12 protein-coding genes are annotated in these 13,712 nt (G+C 54.9%); 7 read left to right on the forward strand and 5 right to left on the reverse strand.

Annotation, left to right across the window (positions count from 1 at the left end; all coding sequences use genetic code 11):
• The 4 genes from AAH450_RS03210 to AAH450_RS03225 form a co-directional block, all read right to left on the reverse strand.
• The gene (locus AAH450_RS03210; protein ID WP_342908881.1) at positions 1–372 is read right to left on the reverse strand and encodes a hypothetical protein; all 372 of its coding nucleotides are present in this window, start codon (positions 370–372) and stop codon (positions 1–3) included.
• On the reverse strand, positions 369–905 hold the full coding sequence (locus tag AAH450_RS03215) for a type IV secretion protein Rhs (protein ID WP_342908882.1): 537 nt from the start codon (positions 903–905) through the stop codon (positions 369–371). The genes AAH450_RS03210 and AAH450_RS03215 overlap by 4 nt, the downstream gene beginning before the upstream one ends.
• Positions 906–1,477: 572 nt before the next feature.
• Entirely contained in the window at positions 1,478–4,921 is a 3,444-nt protein-coding gene (gene mfd, locus AAH450_RS03220; RefSeq protein WP_342908883.1) for a transcription-repair coupling factor, read from the reverse strand.
• A 75-nt stretch (positions 4,922–4,996) separates the two neighbouring features.
• On the reverse strand, positions 4,997–5,206 hold the full coding sequence (locus AAH450_RS03225; RefSeq protein ID WP_306212221.1) for a hypothetical protein: 210 nt from the start codon (positions 5,204–5,206) through the stop codon (positions 4,997–4,999).
• A gap of 265 nt (positions 5,207–5,471) precedes the next feature.
• On the opposite strand from AAH450_RS03225, the gene lolC reads away from it, so the two are divergent.
• From lolC to cobB, 5 genes are read left to right on the forward strand one after another with little or no spacing between them, the layout of a single operon-like run.
• On the forward strand, positions 5,472–6,671 hold the full coding sequence (gene lolC / locus AAH450_RS03230) for a lipoprotein-releasing ABC transporter permease subunit LolC (protein ID WP_342908884.1): 1,200 nt from the start codon (positions 5,472–5,474) through the stop codon (positions 6,669–6,671).
• Positions 6,664–7,368, forward strand: coding sequence for a lipoprotein-releasing ABC transporter ATP-binding protein LolD (lolD, locus tag AAH450_RS03235; RefSeq protein WP_342908885.1), 705 nt, complete (start codon positions 6,664–6,666; stop codon positions 7,366–7,368). Before lolC ends, lolD begins: the two co-directional genes overlap by 8 nt.
• Positions 7,368–8,612: a lipoprotein-releasing ABC transporter permease subunit LolE gene (gene lolE / locus AAH450_RS03240; protein ID WP_342908886.1), complete on the forward strand. Its 1,245-nt coding sequence runs from the start codon at positions 7,368–7,370 to the stop codon at positions 8,610–8,612. The genes lolD and lolE overlap by 1 nt, the downstream gene beginning before the upstream one ends.
• Positions 8,613–8,616: 4 nt before the next feature.
• The gene (gene nagK, locus AAH450_RS03245; protein WP_342908887.1) at positions 8,617–9,564 is read left to right on the forward strand and encodes an N-acetylglucosamine kinase; all 948 of its coding nucleotides are present in this window, start codon (positions 8,617–8,619) and stop codon (positions 9,562–9,564) included.
• Positions 9,536–10,372, forward strand: a complete 837-nt coding sequence (gene cobB, locus AAH450_RS03250; RefSeq protein ID WP_342908888.1) for a Sir2 family NAD+-dependent deacetylase — start codon at positions 9,536–9,538, stop codon at positions 10,370–10,372. Before nagK ends, cobB begins: the two co-directional genes overlap by 29 nt.
• Before the next feature lie 122 nt (positions 10,373–10,494).
• Here the strand turns inward: cobB and AAH450_RS03255 are convergent, their stop codons facing one another.
• Positions 10,495–11,679: a benzoate/H(+) symporter BenE family transporter gene (locus AAH450_RS03255; RefSeq protein WP_342908889.1), complete on the reverse strand. Its 1,185-nt coding sequence runs from the start codon at positions 11,677–11,679 to the stop codon at positions 10,495–10,497.
• Between the two features lie 94 nt (positions 11,680–11,773).
• Between AAH450_RS03255 and AAH450_RS03260 the strand changes: the two genes are divergently transcribed.
• Together AAH450_RS03260 and pepT are read left to right on the forward strand one after the other, a co-directional pair.
• Entirely contained in the window at positions 11,774–12,328 is a 555-nt protein-coding gene (locus AAH450_RS03260) for a helix-turn-helix domain-containing protein (RefSeq protein ID WP_342908890.1), read from the forward strand.
• 113 nt (positions 12,329–12,441) lie between these two features.
• Positions 12,442–13,680, forward strand: a complete 1,239-nt coding sequence (gene pepT, locus AAH450_RS03265; RefSeq protein WP_342908891.1) for a peptidase T — start codon at positions 12,442–12,444, stop codon at positions 13,678–13,680.
• Positions 13,681–13,712 lie beyond the last annotated feature (32 nt).

A 13,712-nucleotide genomic window follows, 5' to 3' on the forward strand; every position in this document is an offset into this window, starting at 1 on the left:
TTAGCTCCTTTTTTTATTTATGTCTATTGTTCCATTTTTATCCACATCAAACTCATATCGATACTTAATGTCATTCATTATATATAAAACCCCGTATTTACTTCCGGGGTTAAGGTTTATTTTGAAGCAATTGTCAGGAAAGTAAAGGTTCAACATTACATCCCCTGAGTTAAGTAATGGCTTATTTATGCCCTGTACTATCTCCTCAAGATAGTAGTAGTTCAACGCGTCAGCTTCACCTGACTTACCAATACAAAAAGAATCACCATTAGTAAATACTGTACCAGCCTCAGTGAATACCAGTCTGTCAGCATCACTCTGACATGCAGAAAGAACCAGACTAATAATTACAGCAAATGCCAATTTTCTCACGATGGGAAGCCTCTCAATATTCTCTGATATTTAGCCATAAGCTCCTTTACAGGCTCCGAAGGATTGTAATTTTTTAGACGATAAAGATTATTATGTCCATAAAAGCCATAATGAATTAATAACCAATAATCTGATACGATACAGGCTTGCTGTTCCATCGGGTAATCTGAAAGTTTATCCTCATCTAAGGTATATTGATAATCTACAGCCCATGAAAATGCACCTCTGGTTCTTACCCACATACCTCGTTGATGTTGGTAGACATGCATCATCTCGTGTAAAAATAAATGTTGTGAATCAATCAGAGCCATTGAGAAATCGTCTTTATAAGTGCCTTCCTGAAAATATAACTCTCCATTAGGGGACATGGCGTAATTTTCAGCTTGTAGATTAAATGGGAGATAACTTTCTCTGTGTACCCAAACTTTATTATATCGGATGCTGAATCCGTAGACTGCTGTTGCAAGATGAACCTCACCCAAGGTTAAGCGCCTTAATCCGCCTCTTTTTATCGCGTTAAATAGTGCTTCCATACGCAACTCCTTCTGAACGAAAGTTACATTGTACAACTTTCATATAAGGATTGAAGGTCTCTTTATAACTAATTAATAAAGGTTTTAGTTTTAATCTGTCGTATTAACTCTGAAAGATTTGACTGTTTCTTTCTGATTTAATTTTTATGTACGGTGTTACCGCGAAGTGAAACAGGGAATGCTGGACAGCCTCTGGACCCTGCGCTGCCGTCTGCCTGAACTGGTTCGGCAGGAGCTGGGGGGATCCTGCTGGCGTATAACCTGTTGAGAGATCAGATGGTGATGATGGCAACGCATCTGAAAGGGGATTATCTGGCGTGTCAGCTGAGCTTCAGTGGGGCAATCCGTGAGATATGGTGACTTGATGACCTTACCTGGGGCTTCGCCAGGAACGATCCCCGGCGAGTTGAGAACGCTGTAGGAAAAGGCGAAATGGCTGATATTTCCAGGCCGCAGAGAGCGAAGTTAACCGCGAAAAATGCGGATAAGAATCCGGAAATATCCTGATAAAAACCGCCGGTCACCCTAAGTGACCAGCATTAGGCGCTAGGCCGCTTTTTACTGGGGCAAACTCAGGCGGCATTCGCCAGAATCTGAGTCATAAAGTCCCGCACCCATTTCATCCGTACCTTCCGTTCTGCCAGATCCCGGATAAACTTGATTTTGGTCGGCCCATCCAGTCGCCAGTGCTGCGGCTCTTTCTGCAACAGCCCAATCAGCCAGCCAGGGTCTGCGGCGTTCTTCTCGGCAAACTCAATGAATCCGCCTTTATCGCTGGCCTCGACGCGACGAATACCGATTTTCTTCGCCAGCAGACGCAGGGCAGCAATGTCCAGCAGATTGCGTGCAGCATCTGGCAGGTTGCCAAAGCGGTCTATCAGCTCAACCTTCAGGTCGTCCAGCTCACCCTCTTCCTGAGCGCTGGCAATGCGCTTATAGAACGAAAGCCGCGTGTTGACGTCAGGAATAAAGTCATCGGGCAGCAGGGCAGGCATACGCAGCTCGACATCGGTCTGACTGTTGGTAAGATCTTCCAGCGAAGGCTCGCGTCCCTCTTTCAGCGCATCCACCGCGTTTTCCAGCAGCTCCATATAGAGCGAGAAGCCGATGGTTTCCATCTGTCCGCTCTGATCTTCACCCAGCAACTCGCCGGCGCCACGGATCTCCAGATCGTGCGTTGCCAGCGCAAATCCGGCACCCAGATCTTCCAGAGAGGCGATCGCTTCCAGACGCTTATGGGCATCGGTGGTCATGGCTTTGGGATGTGGCGTCAGCAGCCAGGCATAGGCCTGATGATGCGAACGACCTACGCGGCCTCGTAACTGATGAAGCTGCGCCAGACCAAAGTGGTCTGCCCGCTCAATAATGATGGTATTGGCTGTGGGAATATCGATGCCGGTTTCAATAATCGTAGTGCAGACCAGTACATTAAAGCGCTGATGGTGGAAATCATTCATCACCCGCTCCAGCTCGCGTTCGCGCATCTGGCCGTGACCCACGGTGACCCGTGCCTCAGGGATGAGTTCAGAGAGGCGGTGGGCCGCTTTCTCAATGTTTTCCACATCATTGTAGAGGTAGTAAACCTGGCCGCCGCGCAGAACTTCACGCAGGATAGCTTCGCGCACCACCAGATTATCATATTCGCGCACAAAGGTTTTTACCGCCAGACGGCGAGCCGGCGGCGTGGCAATAATCGACAGGTCGCGCATGCCGCTCATCGCCATATTCAGCGTACGGGGGATTGGCGTGGCGGTCAGCGTCAGGATATCCACGTCGGCGCGCATCGCTTTGATGCGTTCCTTGTGGCGCACGCCGAAGCGGTGCTCTTCATCGACAATCAGCAAGCCTAAATCACGCCATTTAATCTCGGTGCCCAGCAGCTTGTGCGTACCAATAAGAATATCGATTTTGCCTTCACGAGCCTGCTCGAGGATTTGCGACTGCTCTTTGGCAGTACGGAAGCGGGAGATCATTTCAATGCGTACCGGCCAGTTGGCAAAGCGGTCGCGGAAATTGTCATAATGCTGCTGAGCAAGCAGGGTCGTCGGCACCAGCACCGCCACCTGCTTGTTGTTCTCCACCGCCAGGAAAGCGGCACGCATTGCCACTTCGGTTTTACCGAAGCCCACGTCGCCACAAACCAGCCGGTCCATCGCCAGCGGCTGGCACATATCGCTCAGCACGGCATTGATAGCCTGCGCCTGGTCTGGAGTGGTTTCGAACGGGAAACTTTCGCAGAAAAGCTGATACTGCTCTTTATCATGCTTAAAGGCGAAGCCTGTTTTCGCTTCGCGCTGGGCATAGATATCCAGCAGTTCGGCTGCCACGTCACGCACTTTTTCAGCCGCTTTCTGGCGGGCGCGCGACCAGGCATCGCTGCCTAATTTATGCAGCGGCGCATTATCATCCGCGCCGCCTGCGTAGCGGCTAATCAGATGCAGCGAAGAGACCGGGACATAGAGTTTGGCGTCACCGGCGTAGGTCAGCATCAGATATTCGGCGGTGATCCCCCCGGTTTCTAACGTGGTCAGGCCCATGTAGCGGCCCACCCCGTGCTCCAGGTGCACCACCGGCTGACCGGGATGCAGTTCCGCCAGGTTGCGGATCAGAACATCAGGATTGATGGTGCGGCGGTTGTCCTGACGGCGACGGCTGACGCGCTCGCCAAGCAGGTCACCTTCACAAATCAGCGCGCGCTGACGCAGGCCATCCACAAACCCTTTTTCACTGGCGCCAATCATCAGATAGTGACCGGCGACCGAGGCGGCGGAGAGAGCATGAACAGATTTAGGCAGAATTTTAATCCGCGCCAGCAGCTCCTGTAACGCCTCACGCCGGCCTTCACTCTCTACAGAAAATACCACCGGACCCGCGAACGCTTCCAGGAAACGCCGCAGCGCATCCAGCGGCGCTTTGGCCTGAGCCTGCACCGCCAGATCCGGCAGCGTCTGGTAATTGAGGTTGGTATTGGCCGCTTTCTCCGGCAGCGCTTCGCTTTTCAGCTGTACACGCGGCCATTTTTTCAGCTCGCTAAACAGCTCGTCGGTCCGTAACCACAACTTTTCCGGCGGCAGAAGAGGGCGCATCGGATCAACCCGGCGGTTTTCATAGCGCGAGGTGACATCCAGCAGGAAGCGATCGGCACTGCTTTCCAGCTCGCCGGTATTCACTAACAGGGTGTTGCCTGGCAGATAGCTGAACAGCGCGGGCAGCGGCTGTTCAAAAAAGAGCGGCTGCCAGTATTCGATCCCCGTCGGCAGCGTACCTTTACTGACCTGCTGATAGATGTGCTCGGACTCGCGCCTGACGTCGAAATGTTCCCGCCACTGCGTGCGGAAAAGCTCAATGGCCGTTTTATCGGTCGGGAACTCATGAGCGGGCAGCAGATTAACGGCTGGCACCTCTTCCAGCGTGCGCTGGGTATCGACGTCAAACAGCCGCAGGCTGTCAATCTCATCATCAAAGAAGTCGATGCGGTAGGGCTGGTCGCTGCCCATGGGATAGAGATCGAGCAGCGCGCCGCGGGTGGCGTATTCACCATGCTCCATCACCTGATCAACGTGACGATAACCGGCCTGTTCGAGCTGCGAGCGAAGCGTGTCGCGTGAAAGCCGCTGGCCTTTTTTCATCACCAGCGCGTGGCCATGCAGGAAACTGTGCGGGCAGACACGCTGCATCAGCGTATTCACCGGCACAATCAGCACGCCGCGTTCCATCATCGGCAGTTGATAGAGGGTGGAAAGGCGGGAGGAGATGATATCCTGGTGCGGAGAAAAGCTGTCGAAGGGCAGCGTTTCCCAGTCGGCCAGACTCAGCACCGGCTCATCGGTAAACTGTTTAATTTCATCATGCAGACGGAGCGCGTTTTGCATGTCGGGGGCGATTAGCATCACCGGGCCAGAATGGCGCTCAACGATCTCGGCGCATTCTACCGCGCAGGCGGCACCGGTCAGTTGCCCTAACTGGCGCTGGTCACCTGCTTTGACGGGCAGGGTGTATCGATAGTGTTCAGGCATAATCAGTCAGACGGTCTCTTCGCGAAATGGAGAGCAGGGAACGGCTGTTCCCCTTTAGCTAACAGGAGTATACCTCTATTTCGGCGATTGTTGGGTGTAGTGCATTCGGGGGCGGTCAATGTTTGCCCAAATCAACTCTTTTTCACCGTGATAACTGTGGTTGCCATCGTCCCATTTCACGTAATAGCCTGCCGCGCCATCACCCTGTTCGAATACATTGACAACCATTCCTTTAATGTCGCCAGTTTTGTGTCTGACAATGCTGCCTTTGGGATATTTAGACATCTTTACCACTCCTGCGCTTGCTCACTCTGGCACCAACACTCTCCCCCTTTGAAAAGGGGATTAAACTCAGTTTATGCTGATTTGCGTCCAACAATTAAGCAATTAAAGGATGTTTTTTAAACGATAGCGGCATGATAAATGCGCTTGTTGCCTTTGCTGACAAAACAAAGCAGCAGAGTCAGCAGCTTAGAGGTTCCATAACGACCGCCTGTCCTTTATTATCTTCGATCACTTTTTGCTAACGCTTTGCCAGAAGACGGATTCTATGTATCAACCTGTCGCGTTATTTATCGGTCTGCGTTATATGCGTGGACGAGCTTCAGACCGCTTCGGCCGGTTTGTTTCCTGGCTCTCTGCTATCGGCATCACCCTCGGCGTGCTGGCACTGGTTACCGTGCTTTCGGTGATGAATGGATTTGAGCACGAGCTGGAAAAGAGCACCCTGAGTCTGATGCCTCAGGCGCTGATCGCAAGCCAAAATGGCTCTTTTAACCCTCAACAGGTCCCGTCCAGTTCACTGGCGCTGGCAGGCGTGAAAAAAATCACCCCTTTAACCACCGGTGACGTGGTGCTGCAAAGCGCGCGCAGCGTAGGCGTGGGCGTGATGCTGGGTATCAATCCGGATGAGCCGGATCCTCTGACTCCCTATCTGGTTAACGTAAAGCAGAGCATCCTGCAACCGGGGCAGTACAACGTCATTATCGGCGAACAGCTTGCCAGCCAGCTTGGCGTTAAGCGGGGCGAGCAGTTGCGCCTGATGGTGCCCTCTGCCAGCCAGTTCACCCCAATGGGACGCCTGCCAAGCCAGCGACTGTTTACGGTAGCCGGCACTTTTGCCGCAAACAGTGAAGTGGACGGTTATCAGATTCTGGTCAATCAGCAGGATGCCTCCCGTCTGATGCGCTACCCGGCAGGTAATATTACCGGCTGGCGTCTGTGGCTCGATAAACCTTTGCAGGTGGACAGACTAAGCCAACAGAAACTGCCGGACGGGCTGGTGTGGAAAGACTGGCGTGAGCGCAAAGGCGAGCTGTTCCAGGCCGTACGCATGGAGAAAAACATGATGGGGCTGCTGCTGAGTCTGATCGTGGCGGTGGCGGCGTTCAACATTATTACTTCTCTTGGCCTGCTGATAATGGAAAAGCAGGGAGAAGTGGCGATCCTGCAAACTCAGGGCCTGACCCGTCGACAAATCGTGATGGTATTTATGGTGCAGGGGGCAACCGCCGGTATTGTCGGTTCTCTGGTTGGCGCGCTGCTTGGCGTGTTGCTGGCCAGCCAGCTGAATAACCTGATGCCGCTGATCGGCGCCTTCCTGGATGGCGCGGCGCTGCCGGTCGATATTTCAGTTCCACAGGTGATAACCATTATGGTGACCGCGATGGTTGTGGCGCTGCTTTCCACGCTTTACCCTTCCTGGCGCGCGGCCGCCGTTCAACCCGCTGAGGCTTTACGTTATGAGTAACCCGATTTTGTTGCAGTGCAGTAACCTGTGCAAACGCTATCAGGAAGGCAGCGTCCAGACGGATGTGCTGCGCGATGTCTCTTTCAGCGTAGCGCCGGGCGAGATGATGGCGATTGTGGGCAGCTCCGGCTCCGGCAAAAGTACCCTGATGCATCTGTTAGGCGGGCTGGATACGCCAACGTCCGGTGACGTGGTATTCAACGGTAGATCTCTGAACGGCATGAGTTCGGCAGCAAAAGCTGAGCTGCGTAACCGCGAGCTGGGCTTTATCTATCAGTTTCACCACCTGCTGCCGGACTTCAGCGCGATGGAAAATGTGGCGATGCCGCTGCTGATTGGCAAAGTCGCTAAAGCAGAGGCTGAAGCAAAAGCGATGCAGATGCTAAGCGCCGTAGGCCTGGATAAACGTGCTAAACATCGCCCCTCTGAACTTTCCGGCGGCGAGCGTCAGCGTGTGGCGATCGCCCGCGCTCTGGTTAACAATCCTCGCCTGGTATTAGCCGATGAGCCAACGGGTAACCTGGATGCCCGCAACGCAGACGCCATTTTTGACCTGCTGGGCGAACTGAACGTGCGTCAGGGCACCGCATTTTTGGTGGTGACCCACGATCTGCACCTGGCGAAGCGTCTTAACCGTCAGATGGAGATGCGTGACGGACAGCTCACTGGCGATGTGACGCTGGCAGGGATGGCGTAATGGCAGGCAATCTCTCCCTTCTTTTAGGCCTGCGTTTCAGCCGTGGGCGCCGCCGCAGCGGCATGGTGTCGCTGATTTCGGTGATCTCAACCGTGGGCATTGCGCTGGGCGTGGCGGTGCTGATTGTCGGCCTGAGCGCCATGAACGGTTTTGAGCGTGAACTCAATAACCGCATTCTGGCCGTGGTACCTCATGGGGAAATCGAGCCGGTTAATCAGCCTTTTACCGGCTGGCAGGCATTATTGCCGAAGGTGGAACAGGTGAAAGGTATTGCCGCTGCGGCACCTTATATCAACTTCACCGGCCTGATTGAGAGCGGCGCGAAGCTACAGGCGATTCAGGTAAAAGGGGTGGACCCTCAGCAGGAAACCAGGCTGAGTGCTCTGCCAGCTTATGTGCAGAATAATGCCTGGCAGAGCTTCAGCGCCGGTAAACAGCAGATCATCCTGGGGAAAGGGGTGGCTGACAGCCTGAAACTCAAGCAGGGCGACTGGCTGACTATTATGATCCCTAACAGCGATCCAGAGCATAAGCTGCTGCAACCGAAACGGGTGCGGTTGCAGGTAAGCGGCATCCTGGCGCTGAGCGGCATGCTGGACCACAGTCTGGCGCTGGTTCCCCTGGGCGATGCGCAGAACTATCTGGCAATGGGTGACAACGTCACGGGTATCGCGCTGAAAATGAGCAACCCCTTTGCCGCGCAAAAACTGGTGAGAGATGCGGGCGAAGTGACGCACTCTTATGTCTACATACGCAGCTGGATCGGCACCTATGGCTATATGTACCGCGATATCCAGATGATCCGCGCCATTATGTATCTGGCGATGGTGCTGGTGATTGGCGTTGCCTGCTTTAACATCGTCTCCACGCTGGTGATGGCGGTGAAGGACAAGAGTGGTGATATAGCCGTATTGCGTACGCTGGGCGCGAAGGATGGGCTGATCCGCGCTATCTTTGTCTGGTACGGCCTGATGGCCGGGCTGGTGGGCAGCGTCAGTGGCGTGGTGGTTGGCGTGCTGGCGGCGTTTAATCTCACGCCGATTATTCGCGGCCTTGAAACCTTAACGGGCTACCATTTCCTCTCAGGCGATATCTACTTTATCGATTTTCTGCCTTCGGAAGTGCACTGGCTGGACGTGGCCATTGTGCTTGTCACCTCGCTGGTGCTCAGCCTGATTGCCAGCTGGTACCCGGCCCGACGCGCCAGCCGAATCGACCCGGCTCGCGTCCTGAGCGGACAATAGCATCATGTATTACGGCTTCGACGTGGGCGGCAGCAAAATCGCGCTGGGCGTTTACAACCTTCAGCGTCAGCAGCTCTGGAGCAAGCGGGTTGCCACGCCAAAGAACGACTATCCCGCGCTGCTGGATCTGCTGGTTTCGCTTACGGAAGAGGCGGATCGGTTTTGTGGCGAAAGGGGCAGCATCGGCCTCGGCGTACCGGGTATTCCGGTACCGGATAATGGCACGCTTTTCTCTGCTAACCTTCCGGCTGCAACAGGCCGGACGTTAGGAGCCGACCTGACAGCCAGAACAGGTCGTCAGGTACTCATCGATAACGACGCCAACTGTTTTGCGCTCTCCGAGGCCTGGGATGAGGAGTTCCGCGCTTATCCGGTGGTGATGGGGCTGATCCTCGGTACCGGTGTCGGCGGTGGGCTGATTGTAGAGGGTAAACCGCTGACCGGGCGCAATTATGTGGTTGGCGAATTTGGCCACATGCGCCTGCCGATAGATGCCCTTGAGGTGCTGGGGCAGCAGACAGAACAGCCGCTTTGTGGTTGTGGTAAGAGAGGGTGCATCGATTCCTGGCTCTCAGGCCCCGGCTTCTCGCGCCTCTGGCAGCTGCATTATCAGCAGGCTCTCAGTGCACCGGAGATTATCACTCGCTATTATCAGGGGGATGCGCAGGCTATCGCCCATACGGAGCGTTACCGGGAGCTGTTAGCAGTATGCCTGGGTAATTTGCTGACGCTGGCAGACCCTCACCTGGTGGTACTGGGGGGTGGGCTGTCCAATTTCGACGCGCTTTATCAGGGGTTGAGCGATCGGGTCAGTCACTATCTGCTGCCGGTGGCTAAACCGCCAAGATTTGAAAAGGCGCGTCACGGAGACGCAGGAGGAATGCGCGGTGCCGCATTCCTGCACGTAAAGGAAGAGAGGAATTATGTTGCGTACACCCCGTCGCCGACTTAGGCTGGCACGTTACAAGAAGACCCGACGCCAGGTGCATCAGCGTTTTCGTCAGCGTATTTTTGAGCGTGACCGAAATTTAGAGATCGCCCAACATCCATTGCCGCGAGTCGTGGTGCTGACAGGCGCGGGTATCTCCGCTGAATCGGGTATTCGCACCTTTCGGGCTGCGGATGGGCTGTGGGAAGAGCATAAGGTTGAGGATGTCGCCACGCCTGAAGGGTTTGCGCGCGATCCGCAGAAAGTGCAGGCGTTTTATAATGCCCGCCGCCGACAGTTGCAGCAGCCCAATATTCACCCTAACGCCGCACATGAGGCGCTGGCCGAGCTGGAAGCGGCACTTGGCGATCGTTTTCTGCTGGTAACACAAAATATCGATAACCTGCATGAGCGGGCCGGAAACCGTAATGTGATCCATATGCACGGTGAGCTGCTGAAGGTTCGTTGCGCCACCAGTGGTCAGATCCTGCACTGGGTCGACGACGTAAAGCCTGACGACCGGTGTCACTGCTGCCAGTTCCCCTCAGTGCTGCGTCCGCATGTGGTCTGGTTTGGCGAGATGCCGCTGCAAATGGATGAGATCTACGCCGCGTTAAGTGAAGCGGACTATTTTATCTCCATTGGTACCTCCGGGCACGTTTATCCGGCGGCTGGCTTTGTGCACGAAGCGAAACTACAGGGCGCCCATACCGTAGAACTGAACCTTGAACCCAGCCAGACTGGCAGCGAGTTCGAGGAGAAAGAGTATGGTTTAGCCAGTGAAGTGGTTCCGGTATTCGTCCATAACCTGCTGGCGAAGATTGGCCGATAAGCTCCACATCTGGTATCTACAGAGCGGGTTATTGGAGTAACCCCGCTCTGATCCCGCTCAAGAACAAGAACCTGAATATCGCGCTGTTCTGCCCGATCTTTTCTGGTTCTGCACAAGCCAGGTCACTCTTTTTCCCCTGGCGGCAGAGAAAAGATCAGGTGCGCAAGCGCGCCGCCGAGCAGTCCCCAGAAAGCTGCACCCACGCCAAGCAAACTCACGCCTGAAGCAGTGATCAGAAACGTGATCACCGCCGCCTCCCGCTGTTTCTCCGTGGCTAAGGCGCGTTGCAGGCTGCCTGCAATTGTGCCCAACAGCGCAAGCCCTGCAATGGTGTGGATCAGCGCGGGCGGCAGGGCGCTGAAGAGCTGGCCGATGGCTCCGCCAAAGATCCCCGCCAGCAGATAGAAAAATCCTGCACAAGCCGCTCCCCAGTAACGTTTTTTCGGGTCAGGATCGACCTCCTGCCCCATACATATCGCCGCTGTTATGGCGGCGATACAGACGGAAAAACCGCCAAAAGGCGAGAGCAACAGCGAGACAAACCCTGTCCAGCTCATCAGCGGCGAAACCGGTACCTGATAACCGGCTGCCTTTAATGTGGCTATCCCCGGCGCATTCTGCGAAGCCATCGTTACCACAAAAAACGGTATACCAATGCCCACCAGCGTCGAAAGCGTAAAGTGCGGGGCGATAAATTGCGGCAGGGTAAAGGTGACGGGTTGCGGGGAAAAATGGATCTCTCCGCACACGCCAGCAACCAGTAATCCGGTTATCAACGTCAGCACAATGGCGTAGCGGGGCAGATAGCGTTTGCACAGCAGGTAAGCCAGACACATGCTGCCAACAAGAGGGAAATCAAGTTGCAGTGCGCCAAAGGCATCCAGGCCAAATCGCAGCAGGATCCCTGCCAGCATCGCGGCGGAGAGCGCCTGGGGAATGTAGTGCATCAGGCGCGCAAACAGCCCGGTTACCCCACAGAGGAAAATCAAACCCGAGGCGAACATAAATACGCCAATGGCCTCGGCTATGGGTGTGCCCGGCAGGCTGGTTACCAGCAAAGCTGCACCGGGTGTGGACCAGGCCGTGAGAACAGGCGCGCGATAGTACAGCGACAGGCTCAACGAGGTCAGCCCCATCGCTATGCCTAACATACTGAGCCAGCCGCCGGTTTGCAGTTCAGAAGCGCCCGCCGCATGCGCCGCCTGAAAGATGATCGCGGCTGAGCTGGTATAGCCCACCAGCACCGCCACAAAGCCCGCCGTCAGAGCGGGGAAAGTCAGATGTCGGAAGGAAAACGGTGGGCGCATGCTGGCTCCGGGAATGTACGTTATAACGCACAAGCTACCACTGTGCGTTATAACGTACAAGTGGTAGACTGCTTTCAGATAAAAGGAGAAGGCGATGATCCCCGATATTGGTGCTGTGCTGAAAGCTCAGCGAAGCTCCCGCGAATGGAGCCTGACGCAGGCCGCAGAAAAAACGGGCGTCAGTAAAGCCATGCTTGGCCAGATCGAGCGCGGCGAGTCCAGCCCTACGGTCGCCACGCTGTGGAAAATTGCCACGGGCTTTAACGTGCCTTTTTCACTTTTTCTCTCTGATCCTGCGGCTCCCGCTCTCGCACAGGTACAGAGCAGTAAGACCGCGCATCCCTGGCAGCAAAATCCCAGCATGCAGGTGACCCCGCTCTTTCCCTTTGATGCCGAGCTGGGCTTTGACATGCTGGAAATTACACTGGCGGCGGGCGCACGCAGCGACTCCTCCGCTCACGATTCAGGCGTGATCGAACATGTATTAGTGACATCTGGCTCGCTGCTGCTGACGGTCAAAGAGGCGCTTTACCGCCTGGAGAGTGGGGAAGGGCTGCGGTTTCAGGCTGACTGCCCGCACAGCTATTATAACGACACCAGATCGCCGGTTCGTTTTCAGAGCCTGATCCACTATCCTAAAAGCCGCTAAAGTTAACGCATGTCATCATCTCTGTCGGTTAACACGTCACGGTAATGACCTGACGCAATATTTCAACCTGCCGGGTTTACCATACTGGGTATCCGGACTCAGAAGGAACGCAGATGAATAATTTACTCGACCGCTTCTTACGCTATGTCTCAATGGATACGCAGTCTAAGAGCCATGTTCGTCAGGTGCCCAGTACGGAAGGGCAATGGCGACTGGCGCGAGAGTTACAGCAGGAGCTGCATACGTTGGGACTGAGCGATATTACCCTCAGCGAGCACGCTATTGTGATGGCAACGTTGCCCTCAAACGTAGACTGGCCGGTGCCCACCATCGGCTTTATCTCTCACATGGATACTTCACCCGATTTCACCGCTAAAAATGTTAATCCGCAGATTGTGGAGAATTATCGGGGCGGCGATATCGCACTGGGCACAGGTGATGAGAGTCTCTCACCGGTGATGTTCCCCGTGCTGCACACACTGACAGGCCATACCCTGATCACCACCGATGGAAAAACGTTGCTGGGGGCGGATGATAAGGCCGGGATTGCCGAAATAATGACCGCTGTCGCGCAGCTGAAAGCGGACAACACTCCCCATGGCGATATCCGCATAGCCTTTACGCCTGACGAAGAGATAGGCAAGGGCACCAGCTGCTTTGACGTGGCAGCCTTCGGTGCAGAGTGGGCCTATACCGTGGATGGCGGTGGAATGGGGGAGTTCGAATATGAAAACTTCAACGCCGCTTCCGCCACGGTAAAGATTACCGGAAACAATGTCCATCCCGGCACCGCGAAAGGGGTAATGGTCAACGCGCTGGATCTGGCGATGCGCTTTCATGCGGCGATGCCGGAGAATGAGGTGCCGGAAAAAACCGCAGGCTACGAAGGTTTCTACCATCTGCACAACATCAAGGGCAGCGTGGACAAAGCCGAGCTGCATTACATTATCCGTGATTTTGACTTTGCCAGCTTTACCGCCAGAAAACGCAGGCTGGAAGCGCTGGCCGCCGCGCACAGCGAAGGGTTGCAGCCGGGCTGTGCCATTGAAGTCCATATTGAAGAGAGCTATCTCAATATGCGTGAGAAGGTGGAAGCGCAGCCGCATATTGTTGAACTTGCGTTGCAGGCAATGCGTGAATGCGATATCGAACCCGAGGTGAAGCCTATTCGCGGCGGCACCGATGGCGCGGCCTTATCCTATATGGGGCTGCCTTGTCCCAATCTGTTTACCGGCGGCTATAACTACCACGGCAAGCATGAGTTCGCTTCACTGAACAATATGGAAAAAGCGGTAACGGTGATCAAGCGCATTGCGACGCTGACCGCCGAAAAAGCCAGACGCCAGCCATAAAAAAAGGCCGGTTAAACCGGCCTTTTCACCTC

Origin of the sequence: Erwinia magellanica (genome assembly GCF_039023495.1) — a bacterium.
Classification (GTDB): Bacteria; Pseudomonadota; Gammaproteobacteria; order Enterobacterales; family Enterobacteriaceae; genus Erwinia.

Bases quoted from the DNA above. Each gene is read 5' to 3' on its own strand.
- AAH450_RS03215 (WP_342908882.1), bottom strand. From the start codon at position 905: ATGGAAGCACTATTTAACGCGATAAAAAGAGGCGGATTAAGGCGCTTA.
- mfd (WP_342908883.1), bottom strand. From the start codon at position 4,921: ATGCCTGAACACTATCGATACACCCTGCCCGTCAAAGCAGGTGACCAG.
- AAH450_RS03225 (WP_306212221.1), bottom strand. From the start codon at position 5,206: ATGTCTAAATATCCCAAAGGCAGCATTGTCAGACACAAAACTGGCGAC.
- lolC (WP_342908884.1), top strand. From the start codon at position 5,472: ATGTATCAACCTGTCGCGTTATTTATCGGTCTGCGTTATATGCGTGGA.
- lolD (WP_342908885.1), top strand. From the start codon at position 6,664: ATGAGTAACCCGATTTTGTTGCAGTGCAGTAACCTGTGCAAACGCTAT.
- lolE (WP_342908886.1), top strand. From the start codon at position 7,368: ATGGCAGGCAATCTCTCCCTTCTTTTAGGCCTGCGTTTCAGCCGTGGG.
- nagK (WP_342908887.1), top strand. From the start codon at position 8,617: ATGTATTACGGCTTCGACGTGGGCGGCAGCAAAATCGCGCTGGGCGTT.
- cobB (WP_342908888.1), top strand. From the start codon at position 9,536: ATGTTGCGTACACCCCGTCGCCGACTTAGGCTGGCACGTTACAAGAAG.
- AAH450_RS03255 (WP_342908889.1), bottom strand. From the start codon at position 11,679: ATGCGCCCACCGTTTTCCTTCCGACATCTGACTTTCCCCGCTCTGACG.
- AAH450_RS03260 (WP_342908890.1), top strand. From the start codon at position 11,774: ATGATCCCCGATATTGGTGCTGTGCTGAAAGCTCAGCGAAGCTCCCGC.
- pepT (WP_342908891.1), top strand. From the start codon at position 12,442: ATGAATAATTTACTCGACCGCTTCTTACGCTATGTCTCAATGGATACG.